The sequence below is a fragment of the Winslowiella toletana genome (assembly GCF_032164335.1).
GTDB lineage: Bacteria > Pseudomonadota > Gammaproteobacteria > Enterobacterales > Enterobacteriaceae > Erwinia > Erwinia toletana_A.
On sequence record NZ_CP134152.1, the window covers coordinates 3,273,016 to 3,297,187 of the forward strand.

The window sequence follows — 24,172 nt, forward strand, 5'->3', positions numbered from 1 at the left end:
GGTTAATGCTCAGCGGGAGCGAAAAAAAGGGTCACGCCATGCGTGACCCTTACCCGTTGCGTGACCCGATTAAACGACATGCACCTGCAAATTGTGCTGTACCAGCACATCGCCGAGGTTGTTGTCACTGACCAGCGCCGAGTTGTGGTAGACGTCAAAAATCTGTCCGTCTACCGTACGCTGCCCGACAGAGGCCCAGACGCCGCCGTCGGTATTACTGAGCGTCACCTGACTGCCATCGGCACCTCTGATCAGCAGATCATCCTGCGGTGAGTCGGTAAGATTTAACGCCTGATTCAGATCAAGCCTGACGCTGTTGGTACCTGATTTGCCAAGATCCAGCACTTCAATATTGCCGACTTTCAGCCCCAGAGCGCTGAGATCAAGATTCAGATGTTCGCCGGTTAATACCAGCGTATCGATACCCTGTCCGCCGTCGATATGGTCAACGTTCAGATCGCTGACCGCTACCCTGTCATCGCCGTCGCTGCCGGTGACAGAAGCACCTTGCTGTGTACTGCCATCCGCCAGCGTAATCACTACTCCGCCGATGGTGTAACTGCCCTCCGTCACAGGCGTGCTGGCGGTGAAATCCGCCATAGTCGAATCGATCGTGCCGCTGGCCGCTGTCGCGCTACTGGCCTCGTCATGGGTTTTTTCGCTGGCTTGCTCACTGCTGCTCGCCGCCAGCGAGTGAGTCTCACCATGAGTGGTCTCCTCACCGTTGGCTGAGAACAGCGATGTCGACTCTGCCGCCGCCGCCGACACCGGCAGCAACGAGCCGAGCAACAGAGTGTTGCTGGTCGCTGCCGGGTTGCCGGCAATATCTACCGCCGTTACCGTCACAATCGAGCTGAGGCTCAGTGCGGTTAACAACCCACCCGGGAATTTCACGCTATAACGACCCAGCGCATCGGTGGATGCCTGCAGAGTTGAGCCATTCAGCGTGACATTCAGCCGGGTGCCCTGCGCCAGATTTAGCGTTCCACCACTGATGGTTAATCCGGTAATCAACACACTTACCAGGCTGAGTATCGGGTCAACGCCGATGACCGGCAGCGCATGCGTTTTCGCGGTAAAGCTGTTGCCAGCCACCGCAATATTCCCCACCGCATCGGTCAGGGTAGCCAAAATGGTATAGCTGCCGTCGGCGATACTGCGCAGTACGGAGGATGGGATGTTGACGCTCCAGTTGCCGTTGGCAGCGACAGTGGTGGTATACACCGTTCCCGCCACATCCAGTGAAATCTGCCCACCAGCCGCATTAGTCGAGGTGCCGCTGATAGTTTCCGCGATTGAAGCCTCCGCCAGATTCAGATAACCGTCACCGCCAAAAATCGAGCCAATCGCTACGCCTGGCATAGTATGAGTACCGACGATGGCGCTGCCGGTGCCTGTGCCGCTATTGCCTGCGGGATTGGTCACGCTGGCGGTGACAGTTTGCGTGCCATCGGCCAGCGCCAGCAGGCTGGCGGACGGTACCGAAACGCTCCAGCTGCCGCTGGCGCCAATCGTGCCGGTGAAAGTCTGAGTGCCAATTTTGACACTGATGATGGAGCCTTCGGCATTGGTGGAAGTACCGGTAATGGTCTGGGCGCTCTGGGCATCGACGGCATTCAATAAGCCATCGCCAAAGACCGCGCTGACGCTGACGGTCGGTGGCGTATTGGCGATAATGCTGACCGCGCCGGTTTTACTGGCGATATTTCCGTAAGCGTCAGATGCTGAGGCGCCGATCGTTAGCGTGCCGTTTGCCAGCGTCGCAAGGTCGGTTTTCGGCACGCTCAGCGTCCAGTTACCATTGCTGGTTACCAGTGCGCTGTAATTGTGTCCGGCAAAAGTGACGTTAACCGTCGATCCCGCAGTCAAATTGGTACTGCTGCCGCTAATGGTCTGCGCCGTGACCAGGTCGGCGGCACTCAGCACGCCATCACCGAATATCGGATTGAGCGTCAGGGTTGGTGGGTTACTGATACCCACCTGCACGCCAGCGCTAACGCTGGAAACATTCCCGACGTTATCCGTTACCGAGACGCCGACGGTCAGATTGCCATTAAGTAAGGTGCCAAGAATATCTGGCGTGACCTGTGCGCTGAATTGCCCGTTATTACCGACCGTCGCGGTGACCGTTGAATTGCCGATATTGACTTTAACAATGGAGCCAGCGGCGACATTGGCAATGGTTCCACTAATGGTCTGGGTGACCAGCGATTCCAGCAGGTTCAGCGCACCGTCACCGAACAGTGGATTAAGAGTAATGACCGGCAGATTATGAATACCCACCAGCGCTCCAGCACTGGCGCTGCCGGTATTGCCTGCGCTGTCAGTCACCGTCACCCCCACCGTCAGGTTACCATCCAGCAAGCCCTGCAGAATCGCCGGTGAAAGCGAGATACCAAAGCTGCCGTTGGCGGCAGTGCTGGTAACAAAATCTTGCCCGGCAATATTCACCACCACTTTTGCGCCAGGCTCCGCACCGCTAACCGTACCGCCAATCAGTTGAGTGAGCAGCGCATCCGCGGCATTCAGCAGACCATCACCAAACAGCGGCGACAGCGTAACCGTAGGTGCCGTCACCTTTACCACCAGGCCGGCGCTGGTCGAGGCGGTATTGCCTGCCACATCGGTCACGCTGGCCCCTACCGTCAGATTGCCATTGAGTAACGTGCCGAGAATATTTGGCGACACCACGGCACTGAACGCGCCGTTCTGCCCGACGGTTGCGGTAACATTACTGTTGCCAATATTCAGCGTGACAATGCTGCCTGCGGCAACATGATTAACCACGCCACTGATGGTCTGACCGGTCAGCAGATCAGCAACATTCAGAATGCCGTCGCCAAAGATCGGGCTGAGACTGATGGTCGGCTGCGTATTGAAGATGCCGACATTCACCGAGCTGGAAGCAATATTCCCCGCCGGATCGACCACTTTAACGCCCAGCGCCAGCGTGCCGTCGAGTAATGCGCCGAGATCCAGCGGCGGAATCGTGACGCTCCACTGGCCCAGCGCATTGACCGTGCTCTGGTAGGATTTACTGCCCAGCGTGACGGTAACCACCGAACCGCTGGCAGCATTAATCACCCCGCCGACGGTTTGCGCCAGCGTTGACTCCAGCACATTCAGCAGATTATCACCGCCAAACAGCCCGGTAAGATTGCCAATCACCGGCAGGTTATCGACAATCGCCGTTACGGTTTCGGTCACGGTACGACTGTTGCCCGCGGCATCCGTCAGGGTCAGATTCAGCCCAATATTGCCGTCATCCAACAGCTGTAGCAGATTAGGCGGTACCACAATCGCCCATTTACCATCCTGACCGACCGAGGCGCTAAGCGTCGTGCCGCCAAGGGTTAATTCTACTTTGGCGCCAATACCCGCCGAGGTCGCCACGCCGCTGATGGTCTGAGCAACCAGCGTATCGGCGGCATTAAGGAAGCCATCGCCGAACACCGAATCCACCACCAGGTTCAGCGCGCTGTTGACCACTTTATTCACGGTCAGCGTGGCTTCAGTGCGGTTACCGGCTTCATCACTGACCCGCACGCCAAATACCAGCGGGCCTTCGGTCAGGCTTCCCAGCACCTGCGGTGTCAGATCGATACTGAAAGTGCCGTCCGGATTAACCACGCCGGTGGCAATTGGATTGCCGTCACCGAGATAGAGACCAATGGTTTCGCCTTCTGCTCCCGGCGCACGACCGGTCAGGGTCTGAGTTAACAGAATATCCAGCGCGTTGAGGATGTTATCGCCCAGCAGGGCATCGATCTGCAGCAACGGCGCGACGGTATCGACGTCGATGGTATGGCTGGCCGAGCCGTTATTGCCTGCCGCATCGCTGAGGGTGGCCGATATTGTCTGCGCCCCCTGGCCCAGCGCCTGCAAATCAGCTACCGGAACGGAAGTTGACCAGCTGCCGTTGGCCTGCACCACTGCGCTGTAGTTTTTACCGTTCAGGGTGATATTCACCGTGCGACCGGCTTCGCTGGTCGAGGCGCTGCCGCTGATGCTCTGGCTGACTGTGGTTTCGCTGCTATTCAGCACATCATCCGTAGCAAAGGCATTGATCGTCAGCGTGGGTATGCCGCGATCCACCAGCAGCGTCGAAGTGGTGGATGCCGTGCCGCCGGGGCCGACAGCGGTAACGGTGACGCTGGCGTTGCCATCAATAAAGATGCCATTTGGCACATTAATGCTCCAGTTACCGTCATCACCAATCACCGGCGTACTGCCGACACTGATGCCGTTCACCGTGACGCTAATGGTACCCCCCAACAAACCGAGATTAGCGTAACTGCCGCTAAGCGTGACCGCAGCGCTGCCGTCAGCGGCGTTGATAATGTTGTCGCCGTTCACTGGCATCAGCGTCACCAGCGTCGCTGGCGGCGGCGTCAGATTGACCGCGACGGTGATGGAAGCATTACCGATATTGCCAGCGGCGTCGGTGACCGTGACGCCAATATTACCGCTGGTGGTACCCAACTGCTCCATGGCAGCCGGCGTGACATTGACCGTCCAGTTGCCATTCGCCTGCACCACGCCAGTCAGCGTGGCTGAACCGATAGTCACCGTAACAATCGAGCCTGTGGTGGCTCCGCTGGTGGTGCCGCTGAGCGTCTGCGTAGTCAGGCTTTCGAGATAGGTCAGGGTGTTATCGCCGGTAAATGGCGTAATGGCGATCGCCGGAGCCAGCGTATCCACCACAAAACTGCTGGTGATATTCGCCGTGTTACCCGCAAAGTCGGTTACTTCAACTGCCAGACTGGTGTTGCCCTGCGCCAGCCCGGCCAACACTGGGTTTGCCAGGTCGAGCGTCCAGTTACCCGCGTTATCAACGTCCGCGTCATAATTATTTCCGGCAATCGTCACCGTTACCTGCTGGCCGGCTCCGGTTAACCCGGTCGTTCCGTTCAGCGTAGCGCCGGTCATCAGCTCTTCGGCATTGAGAAAACCATCATCAAATGCCAGCGCCAGCGTCGGTAACGGCGGCGTCAGTGCGGCGGTAAAGTCCTGACTCTGCGTATTGGTGTTACCGGCGCCGTCGGTGACCGTGACGATAATGCTGTGGATGCCGTTAGTCAGTCCGCTAAGTGCGCCAGCTGGAATAGCCACCTGCCAGTTACCGTCGGCATCAACGATACCGGTGTAACTGATGCCGTTAACATCAATTTTTAGCTGAACGCCCTGGTTCAGTCCGTTAACGCCAGTGCTGCCAGTCAGAGTGAGAGTTGTGCCGGCTTCGGCGATATTCAGGATGCCATCGATAAACGGCAGGTTTATTACCGGGTCCGGCAGCGTCAGTGCTGAAGTCACCTGCTGACTAATATTGGCACTGTTACCCGCCATATCAGTGGCGGTAACGGTAATGGTATGAGGACCGTCAGCCAGGGTTGCCAGCTGGGTCGGCGTCAGATTAAGTAACCAGTTGCCGTTGGCATCCACCGTGGCGGTCAGCGGATTATCGCCGTTAAAACCGGAAATCAGCACCGAAACACTCTGATCACCGCCAATAATGCCGGTTTTACCGCTTAACAGCTGCCCCGCTGCTGCTTCAGCAATATTCAACGCACCATCGCCAAACGGCAGATTGAGTGTAGGCTGTGGCAGATCGTTGATCATTACCACCACCGCTCCCGACACGCTGCCGACGTTACCAACGCTGTCGGTCACCGACACGGTGATCGGCCAGTTGCCGTCCGGCAGCGTCTGCAACAGACTGGCGGGCAGATCCAGCGACCACTCTCCGGTTGCTTCATCGACGCTGGCCTGATAAGCACTGCCATTAATAATCACGGTGACGGTTTGCTCACCGGTGATACCGCTGGTGCCATCCAGCGTTCCGCCCGCTGCCGCTTCTGCCACATTGAGGATGCCATCAATGAATGGCGTCAGCAGCGTTGGCTGCGGCAGACCGGTGATAATCGCAGTAAAGTCGAGGGTCGCTTCGTTACTGTTACCAGCGCGATCGGTTACTACCACATCGATAGTATGATCACCGTTACCCAGTTGGGCCAGCTGTGCTGGCGTCAGCGTCGTGCTCCAGTTACCGTTGGAGTCCACCGTAGTGGTAAACGGATTACCGTCAATATTCAGCGTAACGGTCTGGCCTGCTCCGGTAATACCGGTAGTGCCGTTAATCGTCTGATTGATGCCAGCTTCAACCGCGTTCAGTGCGCCATCCACAAAAGGTGGCAGAATGGTAGCCACTGGCAGATTATTAATCAGCAAATCAACGGTAGTCGTGACTGCCGCCGGATTGCCTGCCGCATCTGTCGCATTGACTTCCAGCTGCAGCGGGCCATCGGGCAGCCCGGCCAGTGCACCGGCCGGCAGCGTGGCGCTCCATGTTCCATCGGCATTAACCAAGCCTGCAAAAGTCAGGCCGCCGACAGAAATCTCCAGCACGGTTCCGGCGGCAAGATGGGTGGCGGTTCCACTCAGTAACTGCGCGGCGGCCGCTTCACCGGCGCTTAACAGGCCGTCAATAAACGGTGTACTGATGGTCAGCAGCGGCAGCGCGTTGATTGCCACATCTAAATCGACCAGCTCAGTGGTGGTGTTGCCCGCGCTGTCAGTGACTGATACGCCCACTTCCAGCGTGCCGTCATTCAGCAGCAGTAAATCTCCGGCCGGAATAGTCAGGCTCCAGTCACCGCTGCTGTCGGCGGTAGCGGTGTACTGTTTATTGTTCAGTGTTACCGTTACCGTTAATCCAGCTTCGGTCGAGCCACTGACCAGCAGCCCGGCCAGTGCTTCTGCCAGATTGAGAATACCGTCCAGCCCAACATCCAGCGTGATATCCAGCAACGGCGCTTCGCTGTCGACGATAAAGTCGTGGCTGGCATCGGCGCGATTACCGGCGATATCCTCACCACTGGCGGTAACGGTATTGCTGCCCTGATCCAGCGCCTGCACATCTGCCGCCGGAACAGTGGTGCTCCAGTTGCCGTTGGCATCAACCGTGGCGTTATAGCTATTGCCATTCAGCGTCACCACTACCGTACCGCCATCGGGGATTCGCTGGCTGGAGCCACTGATTACCAGTGGACTATTGGCTTCCTGGGCATTGACGATATCATCCCCGCTGACCGGATTAATCGTTAACAGTGGCTGTGAGTCCGCATCGGCAATCACCGTCACCGTGTGCGTGTTACTCGCCGGGTTGCCCGCATTATCAGTGGCGCTGGCGGTAATGGTTTGTGCACCGTCCGCCAACGCGCCAACATCGGCGGCGGGCACGGTGGCGCTCCAGTTACCCTCGTCATCGACGGTTGCGCTGTAGGTTTTGCCGTTCAGTAACACGCTGACGGTGCGCCCGGCTTCCAGATTACTGCTGGTGCCGCTGATAACCAGCGCTTCGCCTGACTCAGCCTGATTAATGTAGTCATCCTCCGACACCGCATTGATACTTAGCGTCGGCAGAGTCGCGATATTGGCATCAAGGGTCAGGGTTTGTTCGACCGTGGTGCTGTTGCCTGCGGCATCAGTTAGCGAAACGCTGACCGGATAGTCACCGTCCGCTAACCCCTGTAATGTACTGGCGGGAAGATTAACGCTCCAGCTGCCATTACTCTGCACCAGCGTTTGGTAGCTTTGACCATTAAACAGTACGGTAACCTGCTGACCTGCCTCACTGAGCGACGCGGTACCGCTGACCACCACCACCTGTTGTGCCTCGGCGGCATTAATAATGTTATCGCCAGCAATATCATTGATATCCAGCGTCGGCGCGTCGAAATCGACGCTGACGTTGCTGTCGATGGTTCCCTGATTTCCGGCATTGTCGGTAGCCGTCACCACAATCGGCAGATTACCGCTCGCCAGTCCTTGCAGGGTGTCCGCATCCAGCTCCAGCGACCAGTTGCCATCGGCATCAACCGTGGCGTTATAATCGTTGCCCCCCACACTGACCACCACCGACTGGCCGTCACCGGTTGCGCCGGTCGTGCCGCTCAGCGTCTGGGTGGTTTGCGCCTCGTCGATATTGAGATAACCATCGGTAAAGGGTGTATCCAGCGTTGGTACCAGCGCGGCGGTTTCAACCTCAATTTCACTGGTGGAGGTTACCGGGTTGCCCGCTGAATCACTGACCGTGGCGGTCAGGGTGTAGCTGCCATTAACAATTCCCGCCAGTGCACCGGCTGGCAAATCAAAGCTCCAGTTGCCGCTGGCGTCGACGGTGGCGCTGTAGGTCTGACCATTAAGCACAACGGTGACGATCTGGCCTTGCTCAGCGCTGGTGCTACCAGAAATGCTAATCACAGCCCCCGATTCCAGCGCATTAACCCGGTCGTCGCCCGCAATAGTATCGATGGTTAATACCGGCGCTTCGCGATCGACGGTAAATGGCGCATCAATCGTACTGCTGTTGCCAGCGGCATCACTGACCGTAACTTGTGCACTGCTGTCGCCCTCTGCCAGCGCCTGCAATACTGCCGTCGGCAGGTTTATCGTCCAGTTACCGTTGCCATCAACCGTGCCACTGTAACTGGTGCCGTTAATAACAACACTGACGGTTTGTCCGTCACCGCTGACGCCGGTAGTGCCACGCAACGGCTGGTCGCTGCCCGCCTCGGCGGCATTCAGCACGCCGTCACCAAACGGCGGCTGAATAGTGGCATCAGGCAGTTGATTAACCAGCACATTCAACGTGGCGCTGCTGCTGACCGCATTGCCCGCCGCATCAATAGCGCTGACGCTAATCGTGGCCGGGCCATCCGGCAATCCTGCCAGCGAGGCCGGAGGAACGAGCACGCTCCAGACACCATTAGCGCCGATTTCAGCAGTAAAGGTCTGATTATTAAATGTGACAGTGACAACATTACCCTGCGGTACATTCACTGAGGAGCCGCTAATCAGCAGCTCTTCCAGCGCTTCAGCCGCATTCAGATAACCGTCGTCACTGAGGGTATTAACCGCCAGCCCGGATGCCGCACTGTTAACCTCAATATCAAGCGTGTTACTGGCGGTATTGCCTGCGGCATCGCTGACCGCAACGGTAATGGTGGCGCTGCCGTCAGCTAAACCCTGTAGCGCACCGGATGGAATTAACACACTCCAGCCACCGCTTGGCTGCACCTGAGCGGTATAAATTTGACCATTCAGCGTAACGGTTACCGTCTGACCGGCCTCAACCTGAGTAGCAATACCCGACAGCGTCTGAGCCGTTTGCTGCTCGGCACCATCGACAATATTGTTACCAGCAAAAGTATCAATGCTGATGGTCGGCAGATTATTGGCATCGGCTTTTACCGTCAGCGGGCTGTTTTGCTGACTGCTGTTGCCTGCGGCATCGGTGGCAATCACCGTCAGGTTATAGTCGCCGTCGGCCAGCTCGCCAAGCGCCGCGGCGGGAATGGTTAGCGTCCAGCTCCCGTCAGCGGCCACGGTGGTGGTGTAGTCGATACCATTCAGGCTGACGCTAATTTCCGCACCGGCTTCGCCACTGCCGCTCACCGGCAAAGGTTGCCCTTGTTCACTGGCGTTCAGCACGCCATCGCCGGACAACGTATCAACCAGCAATAGCGGTGGCAGCGTATCGACCAGCACGCTGTCGCTGCCGTTGGCGGTGTTACCGGCAATATCGCCCACCGTGACGGTGAAAGGCGTATTGCCCTGCTGTAAGTTTTCCAGCACCTGCGCCGGAATGGTCACGCTCCAGCTGCCATCGCTGGCAACAGTGCCGCTGTAATCGTTACCGCCAAAGCTGACGGTCACCGTCTGGCCATCGCCACTGACACCGGTGCTGCCGGTCAGCGTGCCGTTATTTTCAACATCCCCGGCGTTAAGCGAGCCGTCACCAAATGGAGGATCAATGCTGACTGCCAGCTGTGGATTCGCCAGCACATTCAGCGTTGAGGTAGCGGTAAGCGGATTTCCGGCAGCATCGTTGACCGTGGCACTGATGATTAGCGGACCATCTGCGACGCCTGCCAGCGCTCCGGCCGGGACGATGGCCGTCCAACTGCCGTCGGCGCTGACGGTAGCGTTATAACTGATACCATTGACCGTTACCTGCACCAGACTGCCTGGCAGCACATTGCTGGTCTGACCGGCGATTTCAATCGCCGCCTGCTGTTCGTTGGCGTTCAGATAGCCATCACCGGCGATCGGTTCTATCGCCAGGCTGCTGCCGCTGGTATTTACGGTGTAGCTGCCGGTAACGGTGACACTGTTGCCTGCGGCGTTACTGACGCTGACCGTCAGGCTCTGGCTGCCATCGCTCAGTCCGGCCATCGCTCCGGCCGGAATCGTTACGCTCCACGCACCGCTACTCTGTATTACGCCGCTGTAGCTGACGCCCGCCAGCGTTACCGTGACAATTTGCCCGGCTTCTACATTGGTGCTGGTGCCGGTCAGCCGCTGATCAACCCGCGATTCCGCATTGTCGACAATGCCGTTGCCGGCAAAAATATCCACGGCTACCGTCAATGTTGGCTGCCCGGTATCGAGTGTCAGATTGCTCTGCAGCGTGGTGCTATTTCCCGCCGCATCGCGTGCCGTCACGCTAAGTGGGTTTGCTCCCTCATCCAGCGCCGCCAGATCCGTAGCCGGTACTTCCAGCGACCAGATGCCATTGACGCCAACCGTAGCCTGGTACGTTTTGCCATTCAGAGTGACGGTCACGCTATCACCTGCGCTGCCGCTGCCGCTTAACAGCAGCGGTTGCCCCTGCTCGGCGCTGTTAAGAACACCATCACCGGATGGCGTGTTAAGCGACAAAGCCGGTGCGCTGATATCCACCGCCAGGCTGGTTTGCTGCGTGGTGGTGTTGCCCGCCGCATCACTGACCGTAACGCTGACCGGATAACTGCCGTCGGTCAGTGTGGCAAGATCGCTGGCCGGCACGCTAATCGACCATTGGCCATTTGGCCCGACGGTCGCGCTATAGCTGGTGCCGTTAAGAGTTACGCTGACGCTGTCACCGGCGGTGCCGGTGCCGCTTATCGCCAGCGGTTGCCCCTGTTCACTGGCATTAAGAATGCCGTCACCAGCCAGCGTACCGATGGTAAAGGATGGCGCAGCGCTATCGACGGTAAATGGACCGAGCGCGCTGGCGCTGTTGCCGTTGGCATCGGTAGCGGTGACGCTGATATCCCAGGCGCCGTCGGCCAACGCCTGTAATGCCGTCGCCGGAATAGTCGCGCTCCAGCTGCCATTGGCCGCTACCGTCGCCGGATAATCGACGCCATTCAGCGTGATAATCACCGTGCTGCCAGCTTCTGCGGTACCGCTAACGGTTAACGGTTGATCCTGCTCACTGGCATTGATCAGCCCGTCGCCAGAAATCGGGTTGATGACAATATTCGGTGGCGTGGTGTCTACCGCTACCGGCGTGGTTAAACTGCCGCCGTTGCCCGCAATATCGCTTACCGTCACCACCACGCTGCTGCTGCCGTCCGGCAGATTCTGCAATGCCGCCGACGGTATCGTTACCGTCCAGTTTCCGTCACCATCAACGGTAGCCGGATAATCCACGCCGCCAATGTTGACCGTGACGCTCTGACCGTTGCCCGTAACACCGGTGCTGCCGGTCAGGGTTTGCGGAGTATCAGCTTCATCACCACTCAGCACACCATCGCCGAATGGCGTATCCAGCGTTGGCTGTGGTAAATCGTTGATCAATACGTTAAGGGTGGTGTCGCTGCTAACCGTATTGCCATTAATATCCACCACGCTGGCGGTTACCGTCAGTGGACCATCCGGCAAACCTGCCAGTGCCGCAGCCGGAATATTCGTGCTCCACTTGCCATCTGCCCCGACGGTAGCGCTGTAATCAACATTATTAAAGCTGACCGTGACAATACTGCCCGCAGCAACATTATTCGAACTGCCGCTGATGGTGAGATCGGACTGTGCTTCAGTGGCATTCAGATAGTCATCACCACTGATAATGCCAATCGCCACGGCGCTAAAGCTATTATCGACGGTGAACTGTTCGCTGGTACTGGCGTTATTCCCCGCCGCATCACTGACGGTAACGGTAAATGTTTGCGTACTGTTCTGTAAACCAGCAAACGCCGATGACGGGATAACCACGCTCCAGCCGCCACCTGACTGTACCAGACCGGTAAACTCCACGCCGTTCAGCGTGACGGTGACGATTTGCCCGGCTTGTACATTGCTGGTGGTACCGGTAAGCAGCTGATCCTCACCCTGCTCGGCACCATTCAGCTCGCCGTCACCGGTAAACGGATCGACGCTAATGGTTGGCTGATTGGCCGGATCGGCCGCTACGGTTAACGGACGTGTGACGGTGGTGGTATTCCCCACCGCATCAATTACCGTAACGCTAACGGTATAAGCGCCATCGGCCAGCCCGGCCAGCGCCGATGCCGGAATATCCACGCTCCATTGTCCATTGCTGCTGACGATCGCCGGATATTCGACGCCGTCCAGCGTCACGGTAACACTGTCGCCAGCATCGCCGCTGCCGTTAACCGTCAGGGTTTCCCCCTGCTCGGCGCTGTTCAGATAACCGTCACCGGAAATCGGCTCTACGCTAAGCGCTGGCGCGGCGGTATCTACAATCAGCGTAGAACTGTCCGTTGTACTGTTGCCAACCGCATTGGTGGCCGTAATCGTGAGTGGGTAATCGCCATCATCAATCGCGGCCAGCGCCGAGGCCGGAATATTCACACTCCATTCACCATTACTGCCGACGGTGGCGGTGTACTGCTGACCATTCAGCGTGAGGGTAATAATGTCTCCGGCGTTGGCGGTACCGCTGATTATCAACGGCTGCCCTTGCTCGGTGGCATTAATTACCCCGTCTTCGGCAATCGGATCGACCGTCAGCAACGGCTCGGCGGTATCCACCGTCAGTGGCGTCGTTTGCGTATTGGTGTTACCTGCCGCATCGCTGACTGCCACGCTCAGTGTGTAGTCACCCTCATTCAGTGCCGCCAGATCGGCTGGCGGAATCTGCACTGACCATTGACCGTTCGCGCCAACGGTAGCGGCGTACTCTTTGCCATTTAGCGTTACGGTAACGCTATCGCCCGCGCTGCCATTGCCACTAATCAGCAGCGGCTCGCCCTGCTCGCTGGCGTTAAGCACGCCGTCACCGGCAACTGGATTGAGGGTAAAGTTCGGCGCGGTAGTATCTACCGCCAGCGAGCTTTGCTGCGTCGCGGTATTACCCGCCGCATCGGTTACGGTAACCGCTACCGTATAGCTGCTGCCGTCGGCCAGCGCGGCCAGATCGGCGGCGGGCACAATCAGTGACCAGTCGCCATTAGCCGCCACTGTTGCGTTGTAATTCTTGCCATTCAGCGTGACGCTGACATTGTCGCCCGGCGTACCCGTGCCATTCAGCGTCAGTGGCTGCCCCTGTTCGACACTGTTAAGAATGCCATCACCGGCCACCGGTGCCAGCGTAAAGGCCGGAGGTGCGGTGATCAGCGAGAAATCACTGGTTTGCGTGCTGCTGTTACCGGCAGCGTCGGTAGCAGTCACCGTCACTGAGTAATTGCCGTCATCCAGCCCTTGCAGGACTGCCGCCGGGATAGTGACTCTCCAGTCACCATTGTTATCGACGATGGCCGGATAATCGACGCCGTTTAGCGTCACGGTTACCGTCGCTCCCGCTTCAGCGCTGCCGTCAATCGTCAGCGGTTGATTTTGTTCATTCGCATTAATCAGGCCATCATCAGAGATCGGCTCAATACTGAGCTGTGGTGCCAAAGTATCGACGGTGACTGGCGTGGTTATCGTGCTGGTGTTGCCCGCAGCATCGCTGACCACTACCACAATAGTGCTGCTGCCGTTCGGTAACGCTTGCAGCACCTCGGTCGGAATCTGCACGCTCCAGCTGCCGTCACTGTTTACCTGTGCCGGATAGTCGTTGCCGCCGAGGGTGACGATAACGCTTTGACCCGCGCCCGTCACACCGGTATTACCGCTCAGGGTTTGATCGCTCTGCGACTCTTCACCGTTGAGTATTCCGTCGGTGAATGGGGTATCAAGGCTGGCATCCGGCAGGTTGTTGATTGCCACAATCAGCGTCCCGCTGGCAGAAATAGTGCTGCCGTTTGGCCCCGGCGTGGTGGCGGTAAGGGTTAACGGGCCGTCCGCCAGCCCGGCCAGTACGCTGGCCGGCACGGTGGCGCTCCAGCTGCCGTCCGCACCAACGGTGGCAGTATAGGTATTGTCGCCCAGCTCAAAACTGACAATACTGCCCGCCGCCACGTTGCTTGAGGTGCCGCTTACCGTCAGGTCGCTCTGCGCCTCCACCGCATTAAGATAGCCGTCGTCGCTGATTGGCTCGAACGCCAGCGCGGCAAGGGTGTTGTCCACCTCAAAGCTGCCGTCACGGCTGGCGCTGTTACCTGCCGCGTCATCGACGCTGACGCTGAAGTTCTGCGTGCCGTTGCCCAGCCCCGCCAGCGCGCTGGCCGGAACCGTCACCGACCAGCTGCCGTCGGCCGCCACCACGCCGCTGTAATTTACGCCGCCCAGCGTGACGGTAATCACCTGGCCCGCCTGCACATGGGTGGTCGAGCCGCTCAGCTGTTGATCGACCTGCTGCTCCGCGCCGTCCAGCACCCCGTCACCGGCAAACGGATCGAGAGTAATCGTCGGCTGATTGGCCGGATCGGCAATCACCGTCAGCGGGCTGCTGACGCTGCTGACGTTACCTGCCGCGTCGGTGGCGGTAACCACCACGCTGTAGCTGCCGTCGGCGATATTTTCTAAATCGGCGGCCGGAACGGTGACGCTCCACAGGCCGTTGCTGCCGACCGTGGCGCTGTACTGCTCGCCGTTCAGCGTGACAACAATTGCCGCGCCCGCCTCACCGCTGCCGCTGATAATTAACGGTTCGCCCTGCTCCTGCGCGTTCAGGTAGCCGTCACCGGAAATCGGGCCGTCCAGCGCCAGCGCTGGCGCGACGGTATCCACAATTACCGGCGTGGTTGAGGTACTGGTGTTGCCCGCCGGATCGGTAACCACCACTACGATCGGGTTGCCGCTGCCCTGCGGCAGGTTGCCGAGATCGCCGGCAGGAATCGTTACCGTCCAGCCGCCGTCACTGCCGACCGTCGCCGGATAGTCGTTGTCGCCGAGGGTCACCACCACCGTCTGTCCCGGACCGCTTACTCCGGTGTTGCCGCTGATGGTCTGGTCGCTGCCCGCTTCATCGCCGTTCAGCACGCCGTCGCCGCCAAATGGCGGATCGATGGTGGCATCCGGCAGGTTGTTGATTGCCACAATCAGCGTTCCGCTGGCAGAAATAGTGCTGCCGTTTGGCCCCGGCGTGGTGGCGGTAAGGGTTAACGGGCCGTCCGCCAGCCCGGCCAGTACGCTGGCCGGCACGGTGGTGCTCCAGCTGCCGTCCGCACCAACGGTGGCAGTATAGGTATTGCCGCCCAGCTCAAAGCTGACAATACTGCCCGCCGCCACGTTGCTTGAGGTGCCGCTTACCGTCAGATCGCTCTGCGCCTCCACCGCGTTGAGATAGCCGTCGTCGCTGATGGGATCGAACGCCAGCGAAGCAAGGGTGTTGTCCACTTCAAAGCTGCCGTCACGACTGGTGCTGTTGCCCGCCACGTCATCGACGCTGACGCTGAAGTTCTGCGTGCCATTGTCCAGCCCCGCCAGCGCGCTGGCCGGGACCGTCACCGACCAGCTGCCGTCGGCCGCCACCACGCCGCTGTAATTCACGCCGCCCAGCGTGACGGTAATCACCTGGCCCGCCTGCACATGGGTGGTCGAGCCGCTCAGCTGTTGGTCGACCTGCTGCTCCGCGCCGTCCAGCACCCCGTCACCGGCAAACGGATCGAGAGTAATCGTCGGCTGATTAGCCGGATCGGCAATCACCGTCAGCGGGCTGCTGACGCTGCTGACGTTACCCGCAGCGTCGGTGGCGGTGACCACCACGCTGTAGCTGCCGTCGGCGATATTTTCCAGGTCGGCGGCCGGAACGGTGACGCTCCACAGGCCGTTGCTGCCGACCGTAGCGCTGTACTGCTCGCCGTTCAGCGTAACGACAATTGCCGCGCCCGCCTCACCGCTGCCGCTGATAATTAACGGTTCGCCCTGCTCCTGCGCGTTCAGGTAGCCGTCACCGGAAATCGGGCCGTCCAGCGCCAGCGCTGGCGCGACGGTATCCACCAGCACCGGCGTGGTCGAGGTACTGGTGTTGCCCGCCGGATCGGTAACCACCACCACGATCGGGTTGCCGCTGCCCTGCGGCAGGTTGCCGAGATCGCCGGCAGGAATCGTTACCGTCCAGCCGCCGTCACTGCCGACCGTCGCCGGATAGTCGTTGCCGCCGAGGGTCACCACCACCGTCTGTCCCGGACCGCTTACTCCGGTGTTGCCGCTGATGGTCTGGTCGCTGCCCGCTTCATCGCCGTTCAGCACGCCGTCGCCGCCAAATGGCGGATCGATGGTAGCATCCGGCAGGTTGTTGATTACCACATCCAGCTGACCGCTATTGGTCACGGTATTGCCTGCGCTGTCAGAGACGCTGGCGGTAACAACCAGCGTGCCATCTTCCAGCACGCCAAGTGCCGAAGCCGGAATGGTGGCACTCCAGCGACCATCAGCCCCGACTGTTGCCGTGTAATTGACACCGTTAAAGCTAATGGTAACGGTACTGCCTTCAGCAACCCCGGTAGTGGTTCCGCTGATAATCAGCGGTGATTGCGCTTCGGTGGCATTGAGATAGCCATCTTCGCTGATCGGTTCAAGGGCAATACTGCCGCTGGTATCCGGCTCGACAATCAGTGAACTGCTGTCGCTGGCGCTAACGCCTGCGGCATTGCTGACGCTGGCATTAATCGTGATAGTTCCGGCCGCCAGCGCTGCCAGCGCCGAGGAAGGCACCACAACGCTCCAGCTGCCATCGCCCTGCACCAACGCACTATAGGTCACGCCGCCCAGCGTGATGGTGACGGTTCTGCCCGCTTCAACATTTGTGGTCGTGCCGCTAAGTGTCTGGTCGATTTGCTTCTCTGCGCCATCCAGCACATTGTCACCGGCGAAATCATTCAGTGACAGAGTGGGTGGCTCCCCCGCATCGCCGGTCACCGTAATATTCAGCGTGTCATTAGCGCTGCTTCCGGCGCTATTACTGACGCTGGCGCTGATGGTAGCGTTGCCGTTAGCCAGCGCCTGCAGTGCCGCAGGCGGTACCGATACGCTCCAGCTGCCGTTAGCCGCAACGGTCGCGGTATAACTGACGCCGCCCAGCGTAATGGTGACGGTGCTGCCCGCTTCAACATTGGTGGTGGTGCCGGAAATGGTCTGGCTGCTGCCTTTCTCATCGGCATCGAGAATATTGTCACCGGCAAAGGTGCCGATGGTGATGGTCGGGATCTCCGCCGTCGGCCCGGTTACGGTAATCGCCTGAGTATCGCTGGCGCTGGTGCCCGCCGCGTCGCTGACCGTGGCGCTGATGGTGGTATTGCCGTTAGCCAGCGCCTGCAGTGCCGCAGGCGGTACCGATACGCTCCAGCTGCCGTTAGCCGCAACGGTGGCGGTGTAACTGACGCCGCCCAAAGTAATGGTGACGATTCTGCCCGCTTCAACATTGGTGGTGGTGCCGGAAATGGTCTGGCTGCTGCCTTTCTCATCGGCATCGAGAATATTGTCACCGGCAAAGGTGCCGATGGTGATGGTCGGGATCTCCGCCGTCGGCCCGGTTACGGTAATCGCCTGAGTATCGCTGGCGCTGGTGCCCGCCGCGTCGCTGACCGTGGCGCTGATGGTGGCGTTGCCGTTAGCCAGCGCCTGCAGTGCCGCAGGCGGTACCGATACGCTCCAGCTGCCGTTAGCCGCAACGGTGGCGGTGTAACTGACGCCGCCCAGCGTAATGGTGACGATTCTGCCCGCTTCAACATTGGTGGTGATGCCGGAAATGGTCTGGCTGCTGCCTTTCTCATCGGCATCGAGAACATTGTCACCGGCAAAGGTGCCGATGGTGATGGTCGGGATCTCCACCGTTGGCCCGGTTACGGTAATCGCCTGAGTATCGCTGGCGCTGGTGCCCGCCGCGTCGCTGACCGTGGCGCTGATGGTGGTGTTGCCGTTAGCCAGCGCCTGAAGTGCCGCAGGCGGTACCGATACGCTCCAGCTGCCGTTAGCCGCAACGGTGGCGGTGTAACTGACGCCGCCCAAAGTAATGGTGACGATTCTGCCCGCTTCAACATTGGTGGTGGTGCCGGAAATGGTCTGGCTGCTGCCTTTCTCATCGGCATCGAGAATATTGTCACCGGCAAAGGTGTTAATGGTGATGGTCGGCTGTTGCGGCGCCGGCGGGTTATTATTCTCCCCATCCCGACGACCGCTGCCGCTGCTGCCTCCGCTAGCCGCCGCAATGGCTCCCCCGGCAATACCAAGCAAGCCGAAGCCAGCGGCGGTAAAGATGTCATCATTATTCTGATTATCCGCCAGCAACAGCGCATCAATATTACTGAGCGATTCATACTGCGGATTTAGCACTACCACCGCATTGGGATCTGCCGCAGCGCTGGTCAGCGGGAACAGCGCATGTTGTGGAGGGTTGATGCCATCATCAAACACCAGCTCACTGTGCAGGCCATCCACATCATCGAGGAAAAATTGTTTATAGCGCACCACGCTGCCGTCACGCATATGCAGGATCAGGTCATTACCCTGCCGTTCAAACTCGGTGACCATCTCACGAGTGCCATTTATCTTTATCACACTCGGTTCAGTCAGCATCACCGAGTGGGTAAAACCGCCGTTGACCTGAGAGATAAGTGTTCCATTATCGCGCGAGATAACATCGACGCGGCCTTGATTAAGCTGTGCCATTTATATGACCCCTTACACACCAGTTGAGGTGATATGTCGCGCGCATAAACTTAATTAAACCTTCACAATTGCGTGCGACATAATCGTTAATGTTTACGTTTATTGATATCTAAACCTGGCATCACTAGTGAGTAAAAAACCAATCTAAAGCGCAAATTTACGGCATAAACCCTGGAATATCGATTTCTATTTATCTATTCCGCCCTCCAGATATAATCAACAAACGGCAACTGAGTGGTGATAATTATTAATCGTTTCGATTTAATAAACAGATTGAACAGTTTAGATATTCTAATGTTATTTTTTACTGGCAATACTGAGGGTCAGACAAACGCTGCCTAATGTTTTGATTTGGCTGATACAAATTATTTTCAGCGAAGCCGCGGTTGCGCGCCGGCATAGCAAGGAAAGGACCAAAAAAACGCAGTGGTTACAGGCGAGGGAAGTTTTAAATTTACACAGATTTGTGATTAGCGGCAGGTCAAAGAGGTCAGATAAATGCCTGAGATCACGAGACAACCGTCGTAAAAACAATAAATTATCACTACTGTCTCAGAAACAGCGCTGGAATAAACCGGCGTTTGTAGTGGCAGCATCAAAGCAATTAACGCGCTCGGTGGTGTGGATTCTCCACCAGGAACCGTCTGGAAAACGTAGCCCGGCATCATTTTTAACTTAACATTGCTGTTTTTATCGGTTATTTACATCTGCATAATTGCAGACTGAACTTAATCAGCAGGTAACGCTGAGCACTGCGACGTCTCCCATTCTAAGGCGGAGCCGATTGTGGTAAAAAGACAGACTTACTGCGCGGAAATAACACGATAAAAATGACCACATCAGATGCTGTACAACTCCAGCGATCACCCTTTGCCACGCAGATAGCCACGCGTGTGATATTTTTTATTGCCGGCATGGGCATGTCCGCCTGGGCGCCCCTCGTGCCGTATGCTAAAGCACGCGTAGCGCTGAGTGATGCTTCACTGGGCGGTTTACTGCTGTTTCTCGGCGCTGGCTCGCTGGCGGCAATGCCACTGACCGGCATGCTGGCTGGCAAGTACGGTTGTAAGGCGGTAATTGTGGTTGCCGGCCTGCTGATTATGCTGACATTGCCGCTTCTGGCAGTGTTACCCACGCCGGTTACCCTGGCGCTCTGCCTGATGGCATTCGGCGCGTCAATCGGCTTAATGGATGTGGCGATGAAAATTCAGGCTGTCGAGGTGGAAAAAGCCTCCGGGCGCGCCATGATGTCTGGTTTTCATGGTTTCTTTAGTATTGGCGGCATCGCCGGTGCCGGGCTGGTGAGTGCAATGCTGTGGCTCGGCCTGTCGCCGCTGAATGCGGTGCTGATTATCGCCGCACTGATTATCCTGCTGCTGCTGAGTAGTCAGAAGCATCTGTTAAGCGATCGTCTGCACCACGCCGATTCCCCCCTGTTTGTCTTGCCGCGCGGCTGGGTACTGTTCCTGGGCGCACTCTGCTTTATTCTGTTTCTCGCTGAGGGGGCGATTCTTGACTGGGGCGCACTGTTCCTGACCAGCGTGCGCGACATGCCCGCCTCACAAGCCGGGCTGGGCTATGCGGTGTTTTCCATCGCCATGACCATTGGCCGCCTGACAGGCGATCGCATCGTTAACTATTTCGGCAGCGCGATGATTTTATTGCTCGGCAGTCTGTGCGCCGCCGCCGGAATTTTACTCGCCGTCAGCGTCAATGATGCGCGGGTGACACTACTGGCTTTTTTACTGGTGGGTTTTGGTGCGTCCAACACCGTGCCAATCCTGTTCAGTGCCGCAGGCAAGCAGGAAACCATGCCGGTAAACCTGGCAATTTCTGCCATGACAACGATTGGATATGCGGGTATTCTGGCTGGCCCGGCACTGGTCGGCTTTGTTTCCCAGTGGTCTAACCTGACGACGGCCTTTTCTGCCATTGCTGTGCTGCTTTTAGCTGTTGCTGCCAGCGCCCGGCTGGTCACACGATAATTTTGGGTGTCACATTACGTTATGGTGCCATATAAGTTTCCCCTCACTTCTGGCAATGTCACACGCTTTTTTGTGATGTTTATTTTGGTATTACTGCTGGCGTTGGGTTTTATGATCCATAACGCGGTGAACGCATGGCTGACAGAAAAACGTTATGCAATGTCCGATATTACTTACGCGATGCAAAAGCGTATCGACAGCTATCGCTTTGCGACCTGGCAAATTTATGAAAATCTGGCAGCCAGCGCGGCAGGAACGCCGCCCAATAGTTTGCAAGAGACGCGCCTGCGTCCCGACGTCTATTATCTGGAAAAAACCCGCCGCAAAACAGAAGCCTTGATCTTCGGATCTCACGACAGCAGCACGCTGGATATGACCCAGCGCATGTCGGGCTATCTTGATACGCTGTGGGGTGCGGAAAACAGCACCTGGTCGATGTATTTTCTTAATGGTCAGGACAATAGTCTGATTCTGATCTCTACCCTGCCGCTAAAAGATATGGCGACGCGCTATAAAGAGAGTGCCATCACCAACATTGTCGATGCCCGCCGTGCGGAAATGCTGCAGCAGGCTAATGCGCTGGATGAGCGCGAAAGCTTCTCACCGCTGCGCCGTTTTGCGTGGCAAAACGATCACTACTTTACCTTACGCACCACCTTTAATCAGCCCGGCCATCTGGCAACGGTGGTCGCATTTGATCTGCCGATCAACGATCTGATTCCACACAATATGCCGCTGGAAAACTTCCAGCTTAAACAAGACAGCGCGGTGATTAGCGAAGGTGCCCAGAGTGATGACGACGGCCAGAATACCCATATTTCGCTGGTTAACCCTAACGTTGAAATTGCCTCTTCACTGAGCAGCTCACCGCTGCAACTGGTTTACCGCGTGCCGATCACCAGCCTGCTATTCGATACGCTGCACAATCTGATGTGGCCGCTGCTGGCTAATCTGGCGCTACTGCTGATGTCGCTGGCCGGCCTGTTTTTGCTCCGTCAGCAATCACTGCGCCCCAGTGAAAATCAGAGCGCCGAACTTGATTCGCTGCGGGTGTTGAATGAAGAGATTGTTGCCAGTCTGCCGGTCGGGTTACTGGTCTATGACTTCGCCAGTAATCGCACCATTATCAGTAATAAGATTGCCGAACACCTGCTGCCGCATCTTAACCTGCAAAAAATCATCAATATGTCCGATCAGCATCAGGGTGTACTGCAGGCAACCGTCAATAATGAAGTGTATGAGATCCGCCATGCGCGTAGCGTAGTTTCGCCGCACACCCAGCTGTTTATGATGCGCGACCAGGATCGGGAGCTGCTGGTCAATAAAAAATTGCAAAAGGCGCAGCAGGTACTGGATAAAAATCATCAGATGCGCCAGCAGCTGTTGCAGAATCTCGGCCATACGCTCAATCGCCCACTGAGCAATATTGTCGGCCAGTTACAGCAGCTGAATGATGACAGTGATGAAGAAGCGCGGCTGAATGTGTTGCAACAAACGGAAGCACTGAGCCGGATGCTGGACGATATTGTGTTACTCAACCGGCTGGAAGCCCATGACTGGACGCCAGACGCGGCTTCATTCAATCTGCAATCGCTGCTGGATGAACTGGCGCTGGAGCTGCTGCCGCTTACCCGCCGCAAAGGGCTGACGCTGCTGATGCGCAACCGCCTGAACAGTGACGAGATGCGTTTTGGCGATCGACGCGCTATCCGCAAAGTGTTGTCAACGCTGCTGCACTATTCATTGACCACTACCGACTGGGGCAAAATTACGCTGGACGTCGACTCCCCTTCCGAACGGCCAGACCGCCTGACGATTCAAATCGTCGATACCGGGGCGGGTCTGACGGTCGATGAACTGGGCAATAATGATTTTCCGTTTCTTGGCGAAACCTCACAGGATCGCTTTGGTCAGGCTTCTGGCCTTGCCTTCTTCCTGTGCAAACAGTTGTGTAAACAACTCGGCGGGCATTTAGATATCCATGCCAGACCAGATATTGGCACCCGTTACAGCATTAACTTGCACCTGCCGCTGGAAAATCAGCAATTGCAGGAAGAGAAACTGCTGGAAGGATTAACGGCATTAATTGAGATTACGGTTGATGATGTACGTAAGATTGTTTGTCATCAGCTGGAAAATTGGGGGGCAAACTGCATAACACCAGATGAGCGCTTCTCAGGCCAGGATCATGATGTCCTGGTGACGGATGACCCGGCGCGTTTAACGCCCTGGTCGTTACTGCTCACGGACGACGAAATGGGCTATCGGGCGATTAACGATAATCAGTACCGGGTGAACTTTAATATCAGTAGTGCAATGCAAGATGCATTGTTACAGCTGATTGAACAACAGCTGGCGCAAGATGCGCTGGGTGATGAACCTGTTGAAGAACAGGACGCCACACCGCTGCTTAGTAGCGGTTATTACCAGCTGTTTGTCGACACAGTACCGGATGATGTAAAGAGATTGTATACTGAGGCGACGAACAAGGAATACAGTTCGCTTGCTCAGACCGCACATCGCCTCAAAGGCGTGTTTGCCATGCTTAATCTGGTACCCGGCAAGCAGCTTTGTGAAACGTTAGAACAGCACATTAAAGAGTGTGACGATTCAAACATTAAAAATACCACCAGTAACATTGACGGCTACGTTAATGAACTGCTGCAGCAAGGTAACCAATAAGATGAATAATTTGAATGTAATTATTGCTGATGACCATCCGATTGTCCTGTTTGGCATTCGTAAGTCACTTGAACAGATTGAATGGGTAAACGTGGTTGGTGAGTTCGAAGACTCTACTGCTTTGATTAACAGCCTGTCTAAATTAGATGCCAACGTATTGATTACCGATTTATCGATGCCGGGTGAAAAGTACGGCGACGGTATCACGCTAATCAAATATATCAAACGTCACTATCCGGACCTGTCGATTATCGTTCTGACGATGAACAATAACCCGGCAATTCTTAGCGCGGTACTGGATCTGGACATTGAAGGCATTGTGCTGAAACAGGGTGCGCCAACCGATCTGCCGAAAGCGCTGGCAGCACTGCAAAAAGGGAAGAAATATACCCCGGACAGCGTGGCAAAACTGCTGGAAAAAATCAGCGCCGGTGGTTATGGTGACAAACGCCTGTCACCGAAAGAGAGCGAAGTGTTGCGTTTGTTTGCTGAAGGCTTCCTGGTAACAGAAATCGCCAAAAAGCTGAACCGCAGCATTAAAACCATCAGTAGCCAGAAGAAATCAGCGATGATGAAACTGGGTGTTGATAACGATATCGCACTGCTGAACTACCTCTCTTCTGTCAGTTCCATGCCGGTCGAGAAAGACTGACATATCGCCTTACGGTCGATGCTGTTTGCTACGGGCGGCGAAAACGCCGCCCGTAACTATCCGGCGACTG

Annotated in this window: 4 protein-coding genes; 3 read left to right on the forward strand and 1 reads right to left on the reverse strand. The window is 57.2% G+C overall.

What is annotated here, in order from left to right; genetic code table 11:
- Positions 1 to 69: 69 nt before the first annotated feature.
- Entirely contained in the window at positions 70 to 18,783 is an 18,714-nt protein-coding gene (locus RIN69_RS15425; protein WP_313852865.1) for an Ig-like domain-containing protein, read from the reverse strand.
- 830 nt (positions 18,784 to 19,613) lie between these two features.
- Here RIN69_RS15425 and RIN69_RS15430 point away from each other — a divergent pair.
- From RIN69_RS15430 to rcsB, 3 genes are read left to right on the forward strand one after another with little or no spacing between them, the layout of a single operon-like run.
- Complete coding sequence (locus RIN69_RS15430) at positions 19,614 to 20,768, forward strand: MFS transporter (RefSeq protein ID WP_313852866.1); 1,155 nt, start codon at positions 19,614 to 19,616, stop codon at positions 20,766 to 20,768.
- 21 nt (positions 20,769 to 20,789) lie between these two features.
- Positions 20,790 to 23,450 carry a phosphotransferase RcsD gene (gene rcsD, locus RIN69_RS15435; RefSeq protein WP_313857767.1) on the forward strand — a complete coding sequence of 887 codons (2,661 nt, stop codon included), beginning with the start codon at positions 20,790 to 20,792 and terminating at the stop codon, positions 23,448 to 23,450.
- A 1-nt stretch (position 23,451) separates the two neighbouring features.
- Entirely contained in the window at positions 23,452 to 24,102 is a 651-nt protein-coding gene (gene rcsB, locus RIN69_RS15440) for a response regulator transcription factor RcsB (protein ID WP_052897352.1), read from the forward strand.
- Positions 24,103 to 24,172: the final 70 nt, after the last annotated feature.

What these genes read in the sequence shown, in the direction of transcription:
- RIN69_RS15425 (WP_313852865.1), bottom strand. Translation starts at nt 18,783, where the DNA reads ATGGCACAGCTTAATCAAGGCCGCGTCGATGTTATCTCGCGCGATAAT.
- RIN69_RS15430 (WP_313852866.1), top strand. Translation starts at nt 19,614, where the DNA reads ATGACCACATCAGATGCTGTACAACTCCAGCGATCACCCTTTGCCACG.
- rcsD (WP_313857767.1), top strand. Translation starts at nt 20,790, where the DNA reads ATGGTGCCATATAAGTTTCCCCTCACTTCTGGCAATGTCACACGCTTT.
- rcsB (WP_052897352.1), top strand. Translation starts at nt 23,452, where the DNA reads ATGAATAATTTGAATGTAATTATTGCTGATGACCATCCGATTGTCCTG.